The organism is Tessaracoccus caeni (assembly GCF_029211185.1).
In the GTDB taxonomy this organism is placed as follows: domain Bacteria; phylum Actinomycetota; class Actinomycetes; order Propionibacteriales; family Propionibacteriaceae; genus Arachnia; species Arachnia caeni.
The window spans coordinates 13,390-29,881 of record NZ_JARGDO010000011.1 but is presented as its reverse complement, the minus strand read 5'-3'; the positions used below and the strand labels follow the sequence as shown (position 1 = coordinate 29,881).

Sequence of the window (16,492 nt, the reverse complement as noted above, 5' to 3'; positions counted from 1 at the left end):
AGAGACCTAGACCTTCGCCTTTCGGTAGCCGGCCTTCTTCGCTGCCGACTCGCTGCTGAAGCACTCCTCCGGGTTGGTCCTGTCGTAGAAGCGCTGGCCCTTCATGTGGTAGATCATGGAGCTCGCATTACCCTTGATCGGCGCCGAGGACGGACACGTACCGCGGCTCGTCGGGGCCGTCGACGACGGCTTGGAAGCGGGCTTCGACGCCGCCTTCGCCTTCACCGAGCTGGTCTTCGCCGAGGTCTTCGTCACCGACGTGTAGCCCGACTTCTTGCCCGTCACCTTCACCGAGATCTTCTTGCCCTTGTCGGAGTTGGTGAGCGTGTAGGTCGACTTGGTCGCGCCCTTGATCTTGGCGCCGTTGCGCAGCCACTGGTAGCTGAACGTCACGCCCGACGGCTTCCACGTGCCCGGCTTGGCCGTCAGCTTCTTGCCCACCTGAGCCGTGCCAGAGATCTTCGGGGTGGCCGAAGACAGCGTTCCCGCCTTGACGGCACTGGTCTTCGAGGACGTCTTGGTCACCGAGGTGTAGCCGGACTTGGATCCCTTCACCTGAACCGAGATCTTCTTACCCTTGTCGCTGCTGGTCAGCGTGTAGGTGGACTTGGTCGCACCCTTGATCGCCTTGCCATCGCGCAGCCACTGATAGCTCAGCTTCACCCCAGACGGCGCCCACGTCCCCGGCGTCGCGGTCAGCTTCTTTCCGACCTGCGCGGTTCCGGAGATCTTCGGCGTCGGCGTGGTGGTGAGCTTCTTCGGCGCGTGCAGCGCGGCGTCGACCGTCCAGGTCATCCCGGGTGCGCCGAAGGCGCCCACCCAGACGTAGCCGGCCTTCTCAAGCTCGAAGGTTCCGGTCCGCTTTCCGCTGGTCGACTCCTCCTCGAACAGGAGTTCGTGGTAGTCGTCGTTGCTGGGATCGACGAGGAGCAGTTCAGCGTCGAAAGCAAGATCGATGACAGCATTGCCGGAGTAGGACGCCGTGAAGTCGTACTTTCCCGCTTCCAGGAGGACGATCTGAGAACTGTTGAGGCCCCGGTTGCTGGCCGAGAACGACCGCTCGGCCTTGGCAGGCAACGTCGCCGGAGCAACCTCGGCGCTCCAAGCGGCACCCGATTCCGCATCGACGTCGAACCAGAAGTAGTCGCCCTCGAACACCCACACGACCGTTCGCGTGGTGTCGGCGGCCTCTACAGACAGCGCGGTGATGTCGTAATCCCCGATCTGCTCGCTGATCAGCCAGGCGGCCACCAACCCGTCGACGTTGTCCGAGTACTCGAAGTCGATGGTGTAGATGCCCTCGTCGAGCCAGAAGTAGTCTGACTCCCCCGTCCCGCTACCGCTGACCCGCTCCGAGTCCGCCGCGGCGGCGGGCTGAGCGACGAGCCCCACGAAAGCCAGCGCGAGAACAAGGCATGCGACGACGGCACGCCGAAAAGCTGAAAAGAATGATGTATGCGCCTGCACGGCAGCCCCCTATGTTGTACATCCGACGGCCCCTGCGTCGGTTGGCGGAAGCCTAGCAGCGCCGCCTGACATAATGAGGGCCGCCCCGCGATTGCGGGACGGCCCTCGATTCAAGAGGTTTCGCGGACTACGGGACCTTCGATGTGGCCTTGGATGTCTTCGTCACGGAGGTGTAGCCCGACTTGGATCCCTTCACCTTCACCGTGATCTTCTTGCCGACGTTGTACTTGGAGATCTTGTAGGTCGACTTCGTCGCTCCCGAGATCTTCTTGCCATTGCGGTACCACTGGTAGCTGAACTTCACGCCCGACGGCTTCCAGGTGCCCGGCTTCACGGTCAGCGTCTTGCCGAGCTTCGCGGTCCCCGAGATCTTGGGCGTCGGCGTCGACGACAACTTTCCGGCCTTGACCGCCTTCGTCTTCGACGACGTCTTGGTCACCGAGCTGTAACCAGACTTGGATCCCTTCACCTTCACCGAGATCTTCTTGCCCTTATCCGAGCTGGTGAGCTTGTAGGTCGACTTCGTCGCGCCCTTGATCGCCTTGCCGTCGCGCAGCCACTGATAGCTCAGCTTCACCCCAGACGGCTTCCACGTATCCGGCTTCACCGTCAGCGTCTTACCCACCTGAGCCGTACCCGAAATCTTCGGCGTCGGCGTCGCCGTCAGCTTCTTCGAGGCGACGAGTTTGGCGTCGACCTTCCACGACGTACCCGGCCCCACGAGGGCGTCGACCCAGACCAGTCCTCTCTCGGTGATGGTGAAGGTGCCGGTCTCCTTTCCGCTGCTGGACTCGTCCTCCCAGACGAGGTTGTGCATCCGCGAACCGAAGCGATCCTGCACGCTGATATGCACGTTCTGCCCGCGGTTGCCGGAGTACGAAGCGCTATACGAGTAGACCCCCTTCTCCAGCAAGACGAGCCGCGAGGCGCTCAAGCCCTTGGCCGATGCCGACAGCGACGTCTTCACCGTGGTGGGTTCGGTCAGAGGCCGGACCGTCGCGCTCCACTCCACGTCATCGGAGGCTTGAACGCCGAGCCAGTACTCCCTGCCATCGGAGTAGAAGACCCGCTTGGTCGTTCCCGCTTCGTCGAAGGCATTGGCGACGAGGGTATCCGGAACCCAGTCGCCGTTGTGCTCGACCTTCCACATCACCCACACCAGCGGCCCGCCGCCGGGCTCCGGCGCCGAATACTCGAAATCAAGCTCGTAGAAGCCCTTCTCGACGTTCAGCGCCGGCTCACCTGGTCCGACCCCGCTGACGGTGAAACCACCGTCCCCCGCCGCAGCCGGTCGAGCGACGAGTCCGGTAAGCGCGAGCGCGAGCACCACGCCCACCACGATCACGCGTCTCACGGTCGAAAAGATTGATGTCTGCGTCTGCACGGCAACCCCCTTCGGTACACCTGACGGCCCCTGCGCCGGGTAAAAGGAGCGTATCAACGACCCCGGACAGACGGAAGGGTCGCGTCAGCCAGGGCAGGCGTGGCCCTCGACGGAGACCGGCTACGTGACCTTCGACGTCTTGCCGGATGTCTTGGTGACGGAGATATAGCCAGATTTCGAGCCCGTCACCTTCACAGTGATCCGCTTGCCCTTGTCCGACTTCGAGACCTTGTAGGTCGACTTCGTCGCTCCCGAGATCTTCTTGCCATCCCGGTACCACTGATAGCCGAGCTTCACACCCGACGGCTTCCACGTCCCCGGCTTCGCCGTCAGCGTCTTACCCACCTTCGCGGTGCCAGAGATCTTCGGCGTCGGCGAGGTGGTCATCTTCTTCAGCAGCTTGGCCTTGACCTTCCAGGTGGCGCTGGGCCAGGCATAGGCATCGATCCAGAAATAGGCGCGTTCCTTGATCGTGAAGGTGCCCGTCTTCGTGCCCTTCGACGATGCCTTGGCCTCGACAAGGATGTGCCCCTTGCCTGCCGTGGCATCGACGGCCACCAGTTCGACGGCACCTGGCTGGCCGTCGTACGTGTTGCCGGAGTACGAGGCCGTGTAGGAATAGGTGCCCTTCTCCAGCACGTACAGGTCGGAGGTGCTCATCCCGTGACCCGAGGTCGAGAACGACTTCACCCCGTTGTTGGGCAGCGACTCGGGCGCGAAGGTCGCCGTCCAGCGCACGTCGTCGGCCACGTCCACATCGAGCCAGAGCGCCTCGCCGTCCGACCCGACGATGCGTCGCGTCGAGCCTGAAGGCGCCACATCGTCGGCCACCAGGTCGACGTCGCCGTAGATCTCGCTCCTGAGGTAGACCCGGACGTAGTCGTTGGTTTCGCCGTAGAAGGAGAAGTCGAGCCGGTAGACCCCCGGATCCAGCCGGAAGTCCTTCGAGATATAGGAGCCCTTGCCGTTGAGCGTCTTGTAGGTGGCCGCGGCGGCCGGCTGAGCGACGAGGCCGGTGAAGGCCAGCGCGAGCGCGAGGCATGCGACAACGGCGCGCCTCATCGTCGACGTGAATGATCTGTTCGCCTGCACGGCGATCCCCCTCCATGCGTAGCAGCCTCGATGCTGCCGTTGAGGGGAGCGTATCAGCCGGCGCGGACAGGCCGAGGGCCGCCTCCGCGATCGCGAAAGCGGCCCTCGAACGATGCCGGCCTACGTGACCTTCGACGTGGCCTTGGACGCCTTGGTCGTCCACGAGTAACCGGACTTCTTGCCCTTCACCTTCACCACGATCTTCTTGCCCTTGTCGGACTTGGTGAGCTTGTAGGTCTTCTTCGTCGCGCCCTCGATCTTCTTGCCATCGCGATACCACTGGTAGCTCAGCGTCACACCAGAGGGCTTCCACGTTCCCGGCTTGGCCGTCAGCGTCTTGCCCACCTTGGCCGTCCCCGAGATCTTCGGATTGGCGGACGACGTGACGCCCGGCAGCCGCTTCAGGGTGACCTTCCACGGGGCGAACGACGCGATCGCGGTGTCGATCCAGACCAGGCCGCGCCGCGCGACGATGAAGGTGCCGGTCTCCTTCCCGCCGACGGATTGCTGCTGCTCGACGAGGACATGCTCCCGTTGACTCGCGAGATCGAACGCGCTGATCGCCACGAAGTTCACATCGACGTCGTCCTCGTTGCCGGAGTAAGACGCCTTATAGGAATAGACGCCCTTCTCCAGCAGGACCGGCTTCGAGGCATTCACACCCTTCGCGGATACCGACAGCGACGTCTTCACCGCGGTAGGAGCGATCACCGGCTTGACCGTAGCGCGCCAGGCGACATCGTCGTCCACATGAACATCGAGCCACAGCTTGCGACCATCCGACAGGAAGATCCGCCTCGACGATCCCTTCTCGCCGGAGCCGAACGCCACGACCATTTCCGGCACGATCTCGCCGTCTTCCTTCGAGATCAACCAGGCCGACTGCATCAGGTCGTACGACGACGCGGAGTAGCTGAACGTGATCTCGTAGAGGCCGGGGTCCAGCCTCACGGCCGGGCTCGCCGAGCCGACCTTGCTGATGATGAGGCCCGTATCCCCCGCCGCAGCAGGTTGAGCGACGAGTCCGACGAACGCCAGCGCGAGCATCACTCCCGCGGCGATCGTGCGCCTCACGATGGATCTGATTGACCTGGCAGCCTGCACGGCGCCTCCCTTCGTTGGGTCGATGGGCCCTCGACCACCGATGGCGGGAGCCTAACAGGCGGGTACGACAGCGCAGAAGCGACTTTCGTCTTCTTCGGGGCCGAGACGGTCATCAGGCCCTCGGCCCATCTCCGCCCTCAGGAAAGCGCGGCGAAGCGCAGGTACCAGCCGCCGGGAAGCTGGATCCACACGAGCGCGGCCAAGGCGTCGCCGGTCTGCGCCCGAACCAGCGCCGACTCCGGACCCAGCGCATCGACCGAGAGCAGCTCGGCCGAGACAGGACCGGGCCACGGCAAGGCATCGCGTTCAGCACCGTCGGCGTGACAGACGAAGTCGGGATGCCGCGGAGCGAGAGACGGGGCGTCGAACAGGGACCGTGACGCGCGTACCAGCGCAGCCTTGTTGCGCGGCGACGCCGAACCGGGCACGGGTCGCGGAGCCGGCTCGTCCTCGACGATGCCCCCGGAACCCGAGAACAGGTCGGGCTGGGGTGCGTCGTCACGTGGGGCTTCGCGCTGGGCCGTTTCGAGGCTCGCCGGCGCTCGCCCCTCAAGGGGCGTCGATCCGGGGTAGCCCGGACCGCGATCGGGTTCCTTGCCCTGCTGATAGGCGGTGGCGGCGGCCCGGGCGCGCTGGTCGGCGGCCTCGTTCATATCGTGGCCGGAATGCCCCTTGACCCACTCGAACGTCACTTTGCGTCCGCGCAGGGCCTCGTCGAGCGCCTTCATCAGGTCGACGTTCAACACCGGCTTCCCGTCGCCCTTCTTCCAGCCCTTGCGCTTCCAGCCCGGCAGCCACTTGGTGAGCGAATTGATCACGTACTGCGAGTCGCACAGCACGTGCAGCGGCTCATCGACGTGCGCGGTGGAGTGCAGCAGATCCAGCACCGCCATGAGCTCGCCCATGTTGTTGGTGCCGCGTTCCCATCCGCCGGCTGCCCACGCGTCGTCGGAGACGTACCAGGCCCAGCCGGCGGGACCGGGGTTGGACAGGGAGGAGCCGTCGGCGGCGGCGACGATCACCGGCCGAAGCGCGCGTAGGCCGGCTCGATCAGGTCGCGGAGCAGGCGCTGCTTCTCCTCGTGGGAGCAGAAGGCGGCGTTCATGGCGGCGACGGTGATCTCGTGCATGTCGGAGAGGCCCCAGCCGAAGGCCTCGAAGCCGCGACGGAATTCCTCCGACATCGTGGTGCCGCTCATCAGGCGGTTGTCGCAGTTGATGGTGATGTTGAAGCCGAGCTCGCGCAGCACGCCGGCCGGGTGGTCCTCGAACCGCTCCACGACGCCGGTCTGGGCGTTGGAGGTGATCGCGATCTCCAGCGGGATCTGCGTGTCGATCAGGTAGTGCGCCAGGCGGCCCATCCGGGGACCGTCGGGATGATCGAAGTCGATCTCCTCGCAGATCCGCACGCCGTGGCCGACCCGACGAGCGCCGCACAGCTGCACGGCCTCCCAGATCGACTTGGGGCCGGAGGCCTCGCCCGCATGGATGGTGTACTGCATGTTCTTGCGGCGCAGGAACTCGAAGACCTTGTCGAAGCGGGTGGGCGACCAGCCGTCCTCCGCGCCCGCGATGTCGAATCCGACGACGGTGTCGTCGCGGAACTCCACCGCCAGCTGGGCCACGTCGAGCGTCGGCTCGCCATGCCGCATCGAGGTCAGGATCTGACGCGCGACGATCGGCGCCCCCACCTCGGCGGCCTCGGCCATGCCTTCGTGCAGGCCGTCGCGCACCGCCTCGACGGCCTGGCGCATGCTCAGGCCGTGCCGAGTGTGCTGCTCCGGGGCCCACCGCGCCTCGGCGTAGACGACGCCGTCAGCCGCCTGATCGTGCACGAACTCGCGCGCAACGCGCTTGAGATGCTCGCGCGTCTGCATGGCGGCGACGGTGTACTCGAAGGTCTGCAGATAGTCGACGAGGTTCCCCGAATCAGCCGAGTCGAAGAACCATTGCCGAAGCGTGTTGGGGTCGCACGACGGCAACTCCTGGGACGCCTCGCGGCAGTGATCGATCACGGTCTGCGGCCGCAGGCCACCGTCCAGATGATCATGGAGCGCCACCTTCGGCAGCATCTTGATCATGTCCTCGGACATCCGGACTTCCCTCCCTGAAACATTGGACAACCTCGCAGCACACTACCCGGTTACGGTGTCATCCTCACGTCACCTGCTTCACAAGCGCGGTCGCCGCCTGGATCATCGAGTGCGTCTGCTGCTGCCAGCCCGCCTCCTGGAGACGGTACGGACCAGTGGCCAGCGAGATGATCACCGCGGCTGCACGCAGCCTCAACTCGACGGGATCCACGCGCCGGTCGAACACCGGAACCCACTGCGCCAGCAGTGCGCGCACCCTGGCTTCCTGGGCTGCGTTCATGCCGTTGATGGTGGCCAGATGCGCGATCAAGCAGGCCAGATCGTCGGCCCGGCGGCCGGGCCCGATGGTGTCCACGTCGAGCACCCCAAGGATCCGTCCGCCGCCGACGTGCACCTGGCCCTCATGGAAGTCGCCATGGGTGGGCTCGTCGCCCTTCGGGAGCCCGGACAGCCCGCTGCCGATGGTCTGCACCAAGCGGTCGAGGTCGCCGCGGACGTCGGGCAGCGGCTCCCCCACCAGGCGGGCGTAGTGCTGCACCGAGTCGGGCCAGGCCGGACGCCGCTCCAGCTTCGCCACCGAGGCTGGCATCGCGTCGAGGATGGCGATCAGCTGCTCGGCCTTGCAGGGGGCGTCGTCGTCGAAGATCGCGTGCGCCAGCGGCCGGCCGGGAAGGGCCCGCAGCACAAGCAGGAAGTCGTCGGTGTGCGCCACCACCTCCGGCGCCGGCACTCCCGCCGAGCGCAGCATCACGTGCTTGTTCAGCACGTCGGTGAACAAGCGCTCCCTCAGCACCTTCACGTAGAACGTCACCTTCAGATCGGGCACGTCCACCTTCACGACGGCGCGCCGCCGCGGCCGGTAGGCGACGATCGACAGCTGCACCTGATGCGGGCCCACCGTCGGTGGAAGCACCCCGGCCTCGCGCAGGATCTCGGTCATCGTGGTGGAGAACGTCGCCCGCTTCAGGCCCGGCAGGTCGGGGTCGTGCGGGTACAACCACACCGCGGCCCGACGCGAGCCGTGCTCGAAGATCAACGCGTTCGAGTCCGATGGCTCCAGGCCCTGAGCCCTCATGCTGACCCCCAGCAGTTCGACCCGCTCGCCATGCGCCCAGACGATCCTGGCCTGGTAGGTGGCCGTCGTGAACTTCTCCGGCGAATGGTCCACCTGGTCCAGCGTCCACTCCACCAGGCGTCCGCCCGCATGCGTCACCGCCGCCTCCAGCAGCGGGGCGATCTCCGGACCGGTCAGCAGATTGGATCCGTCGTCAGGCATCGTCGGCCTCCCCCTGGGGCTGTTCGACCCGCCGCAGGGCGAACCAGGAGGCCCGGCGGCCGTCCATCGCGGTCACCTCGAGGGTGAACACCCCGTCGACCGCGTCCTCGTCGGCCTCCTTCGGCGCCAGCTGCACCGTGACGCTCTCCCTCAAGGCGGGCAGGTCGCCGTGAGTGGCCATGAAGAAGCCGGCGACGGTGTCGTAGGGCCCTTCCGGAATGATGTAGCCGGTCAGATCCGCGAACTCCTCGATCGTGGTGAGCCCGTCGAGCTCGTCGATGCGCGCGGTATGCGCCTCGGGAACGTCGTACTCGTCGGTGATGTCGCCGATCAGCTCCTCCATCAGATCCTCGAGCGTGACGATGCCGGCGGTGCCGCCGTACTCGTCGCGCACGATCGCCAGATGCGACCCCTCCTTGCGCATCGCCGTCATGGCGCGCAGGATCTTCACCGTCTCGGGCAGGCTCAGCACCGGCCGCACGATGGAGCGCAGGTCGCCGGCCCGGGCTGCGCCCTCGACGTCCATCAGGTCACGCACGTGCAGGAAGCCGATGATCCGATCGGACGTGCCGTCCGTCACGGGGTAACGCGAGCGCGGGGCGCCTCGCACCTCGCGGTAGGCCTGCTGGATCGGCATGTCGGCCGGCAGGAAGTCGACTTCGGTACGCGGCACCATCACCTCGCGCAGGCTGCGCTCGCCCGCGTCGAACACCTCGTCGACGATGCGCCGCTCCTCCTGTCCCAGCGTCGCGGAGTTGGACACCATCTGACGGATCTCGTCGTCGGTCATCACGTCACGGGCCTGAGTGGGGTCGCCGCCGAGCACCCGGACCAGAGCGTCCGTGGAGATGCCGAGGAACCAGATCACCGGGCGCAGCAGGGTGGCGATGCCCGACACCAGCGGGGCGAGCGCCAGCGAGAAGGCCTCCGCCCGCTGCATAGCGAGCCGCTTGGCCGTCAGCTCCCCGATCACGATGGAGAAGTAGGAGATCACGATGGTGATCACCACCAGCACCAGCGGTGAGGCGACGCTCTCCGGCACGCCGAGAGCCACGATGGACGGCGTGATGTCCGGGGCGATGGTGGCCGCGCCGAAGGAGGCCGACAGGAAGCCAGAGAGCGTCACGCCGATCTGCACGGCGGACAGGAAGTTGTTGGGATTGCGGGTGAGCTTCTCGACGGTGCGCCCGCGCTGCCCCTTGCCCGCGAGTTGCTTGACCTGGCTGTCGCGCAGGGTGACCAATGCCATCTCCGCCGCGGCGAAGGTGCCTCCGATCAGGATGAAGAGAAAGATCAGTGCTATGTCGGACCACACGGTAGTGGTTGATACCCCCTTGTTGTCGGGTCGCGAGATCAGCGGAAGATGACGGTCCGGCTGCCGTCGGCCAGCACCCGATGCTCCGCGAACAGCCGCACGGCCTCGGCCAGGGTCTGCGACTCCTGCGCCTGACCCTTGCTCACCAGCTTGGACACGCTCATGGAGTGGTCGACGCGAACCACGTTCTGCTCGATGATCGGGCCCTCGTCGAGTTCGCTGGTCACGAAGTGGGCGGTGGCGCCGATCAGCTTCACGCCGCGGGTATGGGCCTGGCGGTACGGGTTTGCACCCTTGAAGCCCGGCAGGAACGAGTGATGGATGTTGATCGCCCGGCCGGCAAGGAACTCGCACAGCTCGGGGCTGAGGATCTGCATGTAGCGGGCCAGCACCACCAGCTCAATGTCGTGCGACGTGACGAACTCCATCACCTCGGCCTCGAAAGCCGCCTTGGTATCGGGGGTCACCGTGCGGTGCCGGAAGGGCACGCCGTAGAAGCGGGCCATCGGCGCGAGCACCGCATGATTGGCCATGATGCCGGCCACCTCGATCGGCAACTCGCCCCCGCGGGCGCGGAACAGCAGGTCGTTGACGCAGTGCTCGGCCTTCGACGCCAGCAGCAGCGTGCGCATGGGACGTCCGGCATCATCGACCTGGTAGGTGGCCGACAGTCCTTCGGCGACGCCGGCGATCTCCCTTGTCAGATCGTCCCCAGACGCCCCGGTCACCTCGATGCGGGTGAAGAAGCGTCCGGTATCGGGCGACGAGAACTGCTGCAACTCGATGATGTTGCCTTCGGCTGCGACGATCGCGCCGGTCAGTGCGTGCACGATGCCCGGACGATCAGGGCAATGCAGGGTGACCACGAGGTGATGCATGGGCGCAACTGTACCTGCACCAGAGGGGTTCGAGCCCAACGCCGACTCCCCGCCAGGCGTCGTACAGGGAGCCCGGGAAACTCGGGCCGGCCCGCGAGGGGTAGAGTCGGACGCGTCGACCAATCCCACGAGAGGACTGAACCACTGTGAGCACTGCCGCTCCCGTAAAGATCGCCGTTACCGGTGCCGCTGGCCAAATCTGCTACTCCCTGTTGTTCAGGATCGCGAGTGGCTCGCTGCTGGGCGACACCCCCATCGAACTGCGTCTGCTTGAGATCACCCCGGCCCTGAAGGCGCTCGAGGGCGTCGTCATGGAGCTCGACGACTGCGCCTTCGGCAACCTCGTCAACATCGAGATCGGCGACGACCCCAACAAGGTCTTCGACGGCGTCAACCTGGCCATGCTCGTCGGCGCCATGCCCCGCAAGGCCGGCATGGAGCGCGGCGATCTGCTGAGCGCCAACGGCGCCATCTTCACCGCTCAGGGCCGCGCCCTGAACGAGGTGGCCGCCGACGACGTCAAGGTGCTGATCACCGGCAACCCGGCCAACACCAACGCCCTGATCGCCAGCCGCAATGCGCCCGACATCCCCGTCGAGCGGTTCAACGCGCTGACCCGCCTCGACCACAACCGCGCGCTCTCGCAGCTCGCCAGCAAGGTCGGCGCCTCCGTCACCGACGTCTCGCACATGACCATCTGGGGCAACCACTCGGCCACCCAGTACCCCGACCTGTTCAACGCCAAGGTCGGCGACAAGAACGCCGCCGAGCTGGTCAACGATCAGGACTGGATCGAGTCCACCTTCATCCCCACCGTCGCCAAGCGCGGCGCGGCGATCATCGAGGCCCGCGGCCTGTCGTCGGCTGCCTCGGCCGCCAACGCCACCGTCGAGCACATGCGCGACTGGGTGCTCGGCACCCCCGAGGGCGACTGGGTCTCCATGGCCGTGCCGTCCGACGGCTCCTACGGCGTGCCCGAGGGCCTGATCTCGTCGTTCCCCTGCACCGTCAAGGATGGCCAGTACAGCATCGTCCAGGGCCTGGAGCTGAACGAGTTCTCCCGCGCCAAGATCGACGCCTCCGTCGCCGAACTGGTCGACGAGCGCGACGCCGTCACGGAGCTCGGCCTGATCTGATCGGCTGAATCGCTCACCACAGAGAGAACGGCCCTCCCCGTGCGCGGGAGGGCCGTTCTCTCTGTCCGCAGTCAGCGCATGGGAGGCACGACGAGCGCCACGGCGGCGATGCCGACCGCGAGGATCGTCATCACCAGAACGTCGATCGAGCGACGCCGAACCACCAGTAGCCCGGCCTGTTCCCGGGACAGCACCAGCCTCAGCATGGCGCCGAGAGCCATCGACGTCGCGAACAGCAGGGCGGCTCGTTTCCAGTGCCCGGCGATGGCAAAACCGACGCCCGCCGCCATCAACGCCAACGACGCGGCGGCCGGCCACGGGTTGGTGGGATAGAACTCGACGGGTTTGTCGGGCTTGTTCGGCATCGGCAGGTCAGCCCTCTGCCGGATGCAGCGCCTCAGCGCGATCGACGACGTTGCTGAGCAGCATCGCGCGGGTCATCGGGCCGACGCCACCGGGGTTGGGGGTCACCCATGAAGCCTTGTCCCACACGTCAGCGGCCAGGTCGCCGACGGTCTTGCCGTCCACCCTGCTGACGCCGACGTCGACGAGCACAGCTCCGTCCTTGATCATGTCGGCCGTGATCATGCCCGGCACGCCTGCAGCGGCCACCACGATGTCCGCTTTCTGAGTGTGCTCGGCGAGATCGCGGGTACCGGTATGGCACAAGGTCACGGTGGAGTTCTCACTGCGACGGGTGAGGATCAGGCCCAGCGGACGCCCGACGGTGATGCCGCGGCCCACCACGCACACCTCGGCCCCGCGCAGCTCCACATCGTGGCGACGCAGCAGCTCGACGATGCCCCGCGGCGTGCAGGGCAGCGTCGCGGGCTCGTTCAGCACCAGGCGGCCGAGGTTGATGGGGTGCAGCCCGTCGGCGTCCTTGTCGGGATCGATCAGGGACAGCGCCCAGTTCTCGTCGAGGTGGCGAGGGATGGGCAGCTGGACGATGTAGCCGGTGCAGGCGGGATCGTTGTTCAGGCCCTCGATCGCCTCCTGCAGCTGCTCTGCCGTGGCGTTCTCGGGCAGCTCCACCTGGATCGAGGCGATGCCCACCTGCTCGCAGTCGCGGTGCTTCATCCGCACGTAGTTCTGGCTGGCCGGATCGGATCCGACGAGCACCGTCGCCAGACCCGGAACCACACCGCGCTCGCGCAGCGCCGCCACGCGGGTAGTGAGTTCCTGCTTGATCGCGGCGGCGGTGGCCTTGCCGTCGAGTCTCTGCGCGGTCATCTGCGCCCCTCTCGGTCGGGTTGTGGGAATGGAAGCTGTGCTCAGTGACAGCGCCGTTTGATGACGGCGCCGTTTAGTGGAAGAAGTGCCGGGTGCCGGTGAAGTACATCGTGATGCCCGCCGCGGCGACGGCGTCGATGACCTCCTGGTCGCGCACCGAGCCGCCCGGCTGAACGATGGCGCGCACGCCCGCATCCAGCAGCACCTGAGGTCCGTCCGCGAACGGGAAGAAGGCATCCGACGAGGCGACGGAGCCGGCGGCCCGCTCTCCCGCACGATCGACGGCGAGGTGGCAGGAGTCGACGCGGTTGACCTGGCCCATGCCGACGCCCACGGAGGCGCCGTCCTTGGCGAGCAGGATCGCGTTCGACTTCACGGCCCGCACCGCGCGCCAGGCGAAGGCCAGGTCGGCCAAGGTGGCCTCGTCGGCCGGCTCGCCGGCGGCGAGCGTCCAGTTGGCGACGTCGTCGCCGGGGGCGTCGATCCGGTCGGGCGCCTGCAGCAGCGCGCCGCCCGAGATGGGCTGCAGCTGCCGCGCGCGATGGGTGTAGGCCGGGGCCCGCAGCACGCGGATGTTCTTCTTCTTGGTGAGGATCTCCAGCGCGCCGTCCTCGAAACCGGGAGCGATGATCACCTCGGTGAAGATCTCGGCCACCTGAGCGGCCATCTCGACGCTGACCGGGCGGTTGGTGGCGATCACACCGCCGAAGGCGGAGACCGGGTCGCAGGCATGGGCCTTGCGGTGCGCGTCGGCGATGTCGGCGCCGACCGCGATGCCGCACGGGTTGGCGTGCTTGATGATGGCGACGGCGGGCTCGGTGAAATCGTAGGCCGCGCGGTAAGCGGCGTCGCCGTCGGTGTAGTTGTTGTAGCTCATCTCCTTGCCGTGCAGCTGCTCGGCCTGGGTGATGCCCGCGGGGCCCGCCGGGTAGCTGTAGAGCGCGGCCGGCTGGTGGCTGTTCTCGCCGTAGCGCAGCGTGCCGACCTTCTCCCACGCGCCGCCGATCCAGGCCGGGAAGCCGTCGCCGCCCGAGCTGTCGGTGAGGACGCTGCCCATCCAGCTGGCCACGGCCACGTCGTAGCTGGCGGTGTGCACGAAGGCGGCGGCGGCCAGCTGCTGGCGCTGGGCCAGCGTGAAGCCGCCCTCGGCCAGCGCTGTGCGGAGCGCCTCGTACTGGCCGGCGGAGGTGACCACCGCCACGGACGGGTGGTTCTTGGCGGCGGCGCGCACCATGCTGGGACCGCCGATGTCGATCTGCTCGATGCACTCGTCCTGCCCGGCACCGGAGGCCACCGTCGCGGCGAAGGGGTAGAGGTTGGTGATCACCAGGTCGAAGGGCGCGACGCCCAGCTCCTCGAGCTGCTCGCGGTGGGTCTCCAGGCGACGATCGGCCAGGATTCCCGCGTGCACGCGCGGGTGCAGCGTCTTGACGCGCCCGTCGAGGCACTCGGGGAAGCCCGTCACGTCCTCCACGGGAATCACGGGCACGCCGGCTTCGGCCAGCACCTTGGCGGTGGATCCGGTGGAGACGATCTCCACCCCGGCGGCGGCCAGCTCCTGCCCGATCTCGACCAGGCCGGCCTTGTCGTAGACGGAAACCAGTGCGCGCCGCAGCGCGATCCGATCGGTCATGCTTCTCCTCAGATGTGAGCGGACGGGGGCGGCCATTCGGCCACGGCTTTGACCAGCAGGCGGCGTTCGACCACCTTGATGCGTTCGTGCAGGGTGTCAACCGTGTCGTCGTCGTGTACGTTCACGGCCTCTTGCAGCAGGATCTTACCGGTGTCGACGCCGGCATCGACGAGGAAGACGGTGGCCCCGGAGACCTTGACGCCGGCCCGCAGTGCGTCGCGCGGCCCGTGCATTCCGGGGAAGGACGGCAGCAGCGCCGGGTGCGTGTTGATGGTGCGCCCGCCGAACGCCTCCAGGAACGCGGGCCCGAGCAGCTTCATGAAGCCGGCGCTGGCCACCAGATCCGGCTGACACGAGGCGACGATGTCGCGCAACTCCGCGTCCCATGCGCCCCGGTCGGATCCCTTGGCGAACGGATGAGAGATCGCAGGAATGCCGCGCGTCCTGGCCCGTTCGAGGCCCTGAGCGTCGCCCTGATCCGCGATGACGGCCACCACCTGGGCATCCACCTGACCGGCGTCGATCGCGTCGAACAGCGCCTGACACAGGGTGCCTGTTCCGGACAAGAGGACGACGACGCGCAAAGTCACGCGCCTAGCTTACGGCCTCGGAGCCACCCTCCTGCGCGGGCGCCTTGTCTTCCGGTTTGTCGGGCGGACGGATCCAGAGGCCGATCGCCAAGCCGGCGAGCGCGCCGGCCAGGCCCAGCACGGCCGGCGGGAAAACGACGAGCCGGCCGAGGTCCGGGCCCAACCAGGCCAGCCGTTCCGTACCGAGCGCACCGCCCGATACGAGGCCTGCCAGCACCACGGGCACCGCCGCGACGAGACCCGCGATCGCTCCGGCCGCGGTGGTCTCCAACGGATGGGCCCGGGGACGGTCCAGAACGACCACCGCGCCGGCGACGGCCCCGGCGAACAGGCCGACGACGAGCCAGGCGTAGGCCCACTGCCCGATCTGCTCGGGGACGGCGCCGAAGATCGGAAGCGCGGGAAGGAACCCCACCTCGCTGCCCTGCATGCTGAGGCTGGTGAGTTCACCCAGCCGCACCCCTGACCCCAGGACGAACGAGATGCCCCACAGGACCGCGTTGGGGAGGTAGGCGAGTTGAAGGAGCAAGAGCAGGACGCCGCCGACGGCACCGCCGCCAAGCGATTCCATCAGGCTCTCCACCTGCGCGCGTCCGGACCACAAGGCGTAGGTGAGCACCGCCGCTCCGCCGGCGAGCAGAGCGAGCGACGACAACGTCAAGGCTCGGGGCAGCGCCCTGGCCCATGCCGGGACGCGCGCCGTGAGGTCGTAGCCGACACCGCGGGCCGCACCCCAGAAGCCGGCGAGGCCACCCACCAGCACGCCGCCGAGAACGGCGTTCCAGCCGGTTCCGGTGCCCAGGACGGTCGTCGTGACCAACACCAGGCCGAGGGTATAGGTGGCGGTGAAGGTGAGCCCGACCCGCAGCACGAAGGGTTCGACGTCGACCCAGATGCGGCCGGTGTCGTCGGGCTTGCCCGAATCGCTGGCGGCCTGGCGAGCGGCCAGCGACGTGATCGGCACCGCGAGGGCCATGAGCACCAGCGTCAGCCCGAGCGGGGCGATGCCGACCGTGATCGGAGCGATCTGCGCCGGCACCCCGTGCGCCAGCGCGAGGCCCTGGGTGGCCAGCCTGAGCACCGGAGCGAACGTCGCGTCGGGTGTGACCAGCCATCCCACCGTGATCGCCCCGCCCACGATGATCCAGCCCGCGACGAGCACCACGAGCGCTCCGCCTCCGGCGAGGGCCCACCAGGGTCCGGGCACCCTGCGATGCGGGCGCGGGGGGGCCGCGTCGAGGTCGACGGTGACCGTGCGGGGGGTCGAGTTTCGCTCCGCCACGTCGTACAAC

Annotated in this window: 15 protein-coding genes; 1 reads left to right on the top strand and 14 read right to left on the bottom strand. The window is 67.4% G+C overall.

Going from position 1 to position 16,492, the window contains the following annotated elements; genetic code table 11:
* Nucleotides 1–6: 6 nt before the first annotated feature.
* From P0D62_RS11050 to purU, 9 genes are all read right to left on the bottom strand, one after another.
* Complete coding sequence (locus P0D62_RS11050) at nt 7–1,392, bottom strand: sunset domain-containing protein (protein ID WP_275702608.1); 1,386 nt, start codon at nt 1,390–1,392, stop codon at nt 7–9.
* A 202-nt stretch (nt 1,393–1,594) separates the two neighbouring features.
* Nucleotides 1,595–2,821, bottom strand: coding sequence for a hypothetical protein (locus P0D62_RS11045; RefSeq protein WP_275702607.1), 1,227 nt, complete (start codon nt 2,819–2,821; stop codon nt 1,595–1,597).
* A gap of 150 nt (nt 2,822–2,971) precedes the next feature.
* Nucleotides 2,972–3,913: a hypothetical protein gene (locus P0D62_RS11040; RefSeq protein ID WP_275702606.1), complete on the bottom strand. Its 942-nt coding sequence runs from the start codon at nt 3,911–3,913 to the stop codon at nt 2,972–2,974.
* 150 nt (nt 3,914–4,063) lie between these two features.
* The gene (locus tag P0D62_RS11035; RefSeq protein ID WP_275702605.1) at nt 4,064–5,017 is read right to left on the bottom strand and encodes a hypothetical protein; all 954 of its coding nucleotides are present in this window, start codon (nt 5,015–5,017) and stop codon (nt 4,064–4,066) included.
* A 167-nt stretch (nt 5,018–5,184) separates the two neighbouring features.
* On the bottom strand, nt 5,185–6,069 hold the full coding sequence (locus tag P0D62_RS11030; protein ID WP_275702604.1) for a ribonuclease H family protein: 885 nt from the start codon (nt 6,067–6,069) through the stop codon (nt 5,185–5,187).
* Nucleotides 6,066–7,139, bottom strand: a complete 1,074-nt coding sequence (locus tag P0D62_RS11025; protein WP_275702603.1) for an adenosine deaminase — start codon at nt 7,137–7,139, stop codon at nt 6,066–6,068. Before P0D62_RS11025 ends, P0D62_RS11030 begins: the two co-directional genes overlap by 4 nt.
* A gap of 64 nt (nt 7,140–7,203) precedes the next feature.
* Complete coding sequence (locus tag P0D62_RS11020) at nt 7,204–8,415, bottom strand: aminoglycoside phosphotransferase family protein (RefSeq protein ID WP_275702602.1); 1,212 nt, start codon at nt 8,413–8,415, stop codon at nt 7,204–7,206.
* Entirely contained in the window at nt 8,408–9,730 is a 1,323-nt protein-coding gene (locus tag P0D62_RS11015; protein ID WP_275702601.1) for a hemolysin family protein, read from the bottom strand. The genes P0D62_RS11020 and P0D62_RS11015 overlap by 8 nt, the downstream gene beginning before the upstream one ends.
* A gap of 38 nt (nt 9,731–9,768) precedes the next feature.
* Nucleotides 9,769–10,608, bottom strand: coding sequence for a formyltetrahydrofolate deformylase (purU, locus tag P0D62_RS11010; RefSeq protein ID WP_275702600.1), 840 nt, complete (start codon nt 10,606–10,608; stop codon nt 9,769–9,771).
* 146 nt (nt 10,609–10,754) lie between these two features.
* Here purU and P0D62_RS11005 point away from each other — a divergent pair, with 146 nt between their 5' ends.
* Nucleotides 10,755–11,744: a malate dehydrogenase gene (locus tag P0D62_RS11005; RefSeq protein WP_275702599.1), complete on the top strand. Its 990-nt coding sequence runs from the start codon at nt 10,755–10,757 to the stop codon at nt 11,742–11,744.
* 71 nt (nt 11,745–11,815) lie between these two features.
* Here P0D62_RS11005 and P0D62_RS11000 read toward each other — a convergent pair whose 3' ends face one another.
* From P0D62_RS11000 to P0D62_RS10980, 5 genes are all read right to left on the bottom strand, one after another.
* On the bottom strand, nt 11,816–12,109 hold the full coding sequence (locus P0D62_RS11000) for a DUF3017 domain-containing protein (RefSeq protein WP_275702598.1): 294 nt from the start codon (nt 12,107–12,109) through the stop codon (nt 11,816–11,818).
* Nucleotides 12,110–12,116: 7 nt separating this feature from the next.
* Complete coding sequence (locus P0D62_RS10995) at nt 12,117–12,977, bottom strand: bifunctional methylenetetrahydrofolate dehydrogenase/methenyltetrahydrofolate cyclohydrolase (RefSeq protein WP_275702597.1); 861 nt, start codon at nt 12,975–12,977, stop codon at nt 12,117–12,119.
* 73 nt (nt 12,978–13,050) lie between these two features.
* Nucleotides 13,051–14,610, bottom strand: a complete 1,560-nt coding sequence (gene purH, locus P0D62_RS10990) for a bifunctional phosphoribosylaminoimidazolecarboxamide formyltransferase/IMP cyclohydrolase (RefSeq protein WP_275702596.1) — start codon at nt 14,608–14,610, stop codon at nt 13,051–13,053.
* A gap of 8 nt (nt 14,611–14,618) precedes the next feature.
* The gene (gene purN, locus P0D62_RS10985; protein WP_275702595.1) at nt 14,619–15,200 is read right to left on the bottom strand and encodes a phosphoribosylglycinamide formyltransferase; all 582 of its coding nucleotides are present in this window, start codon (nt 15,198–15,200) and stop codon (nt 14,619–14,621) included.
* A gap of 4 nt (nt 15,201–15,204) precedes the next feature.
* Nucleotides 15,205–16,482 carry a cell division protein PerM gene (locus P0D62_RS10980; RefSeq protein ID WP_275702594.1) on the bottom strand — a complete coding sequence of 426 codons (1,278 nt, stop codon included), beginning with the start codon at nt 16,480–16,482 and terminating at the stop codon, nt 15,205–15,207.
* Nucleotides 16,483–16,492 lie beyond the last annotated feature (10 nt).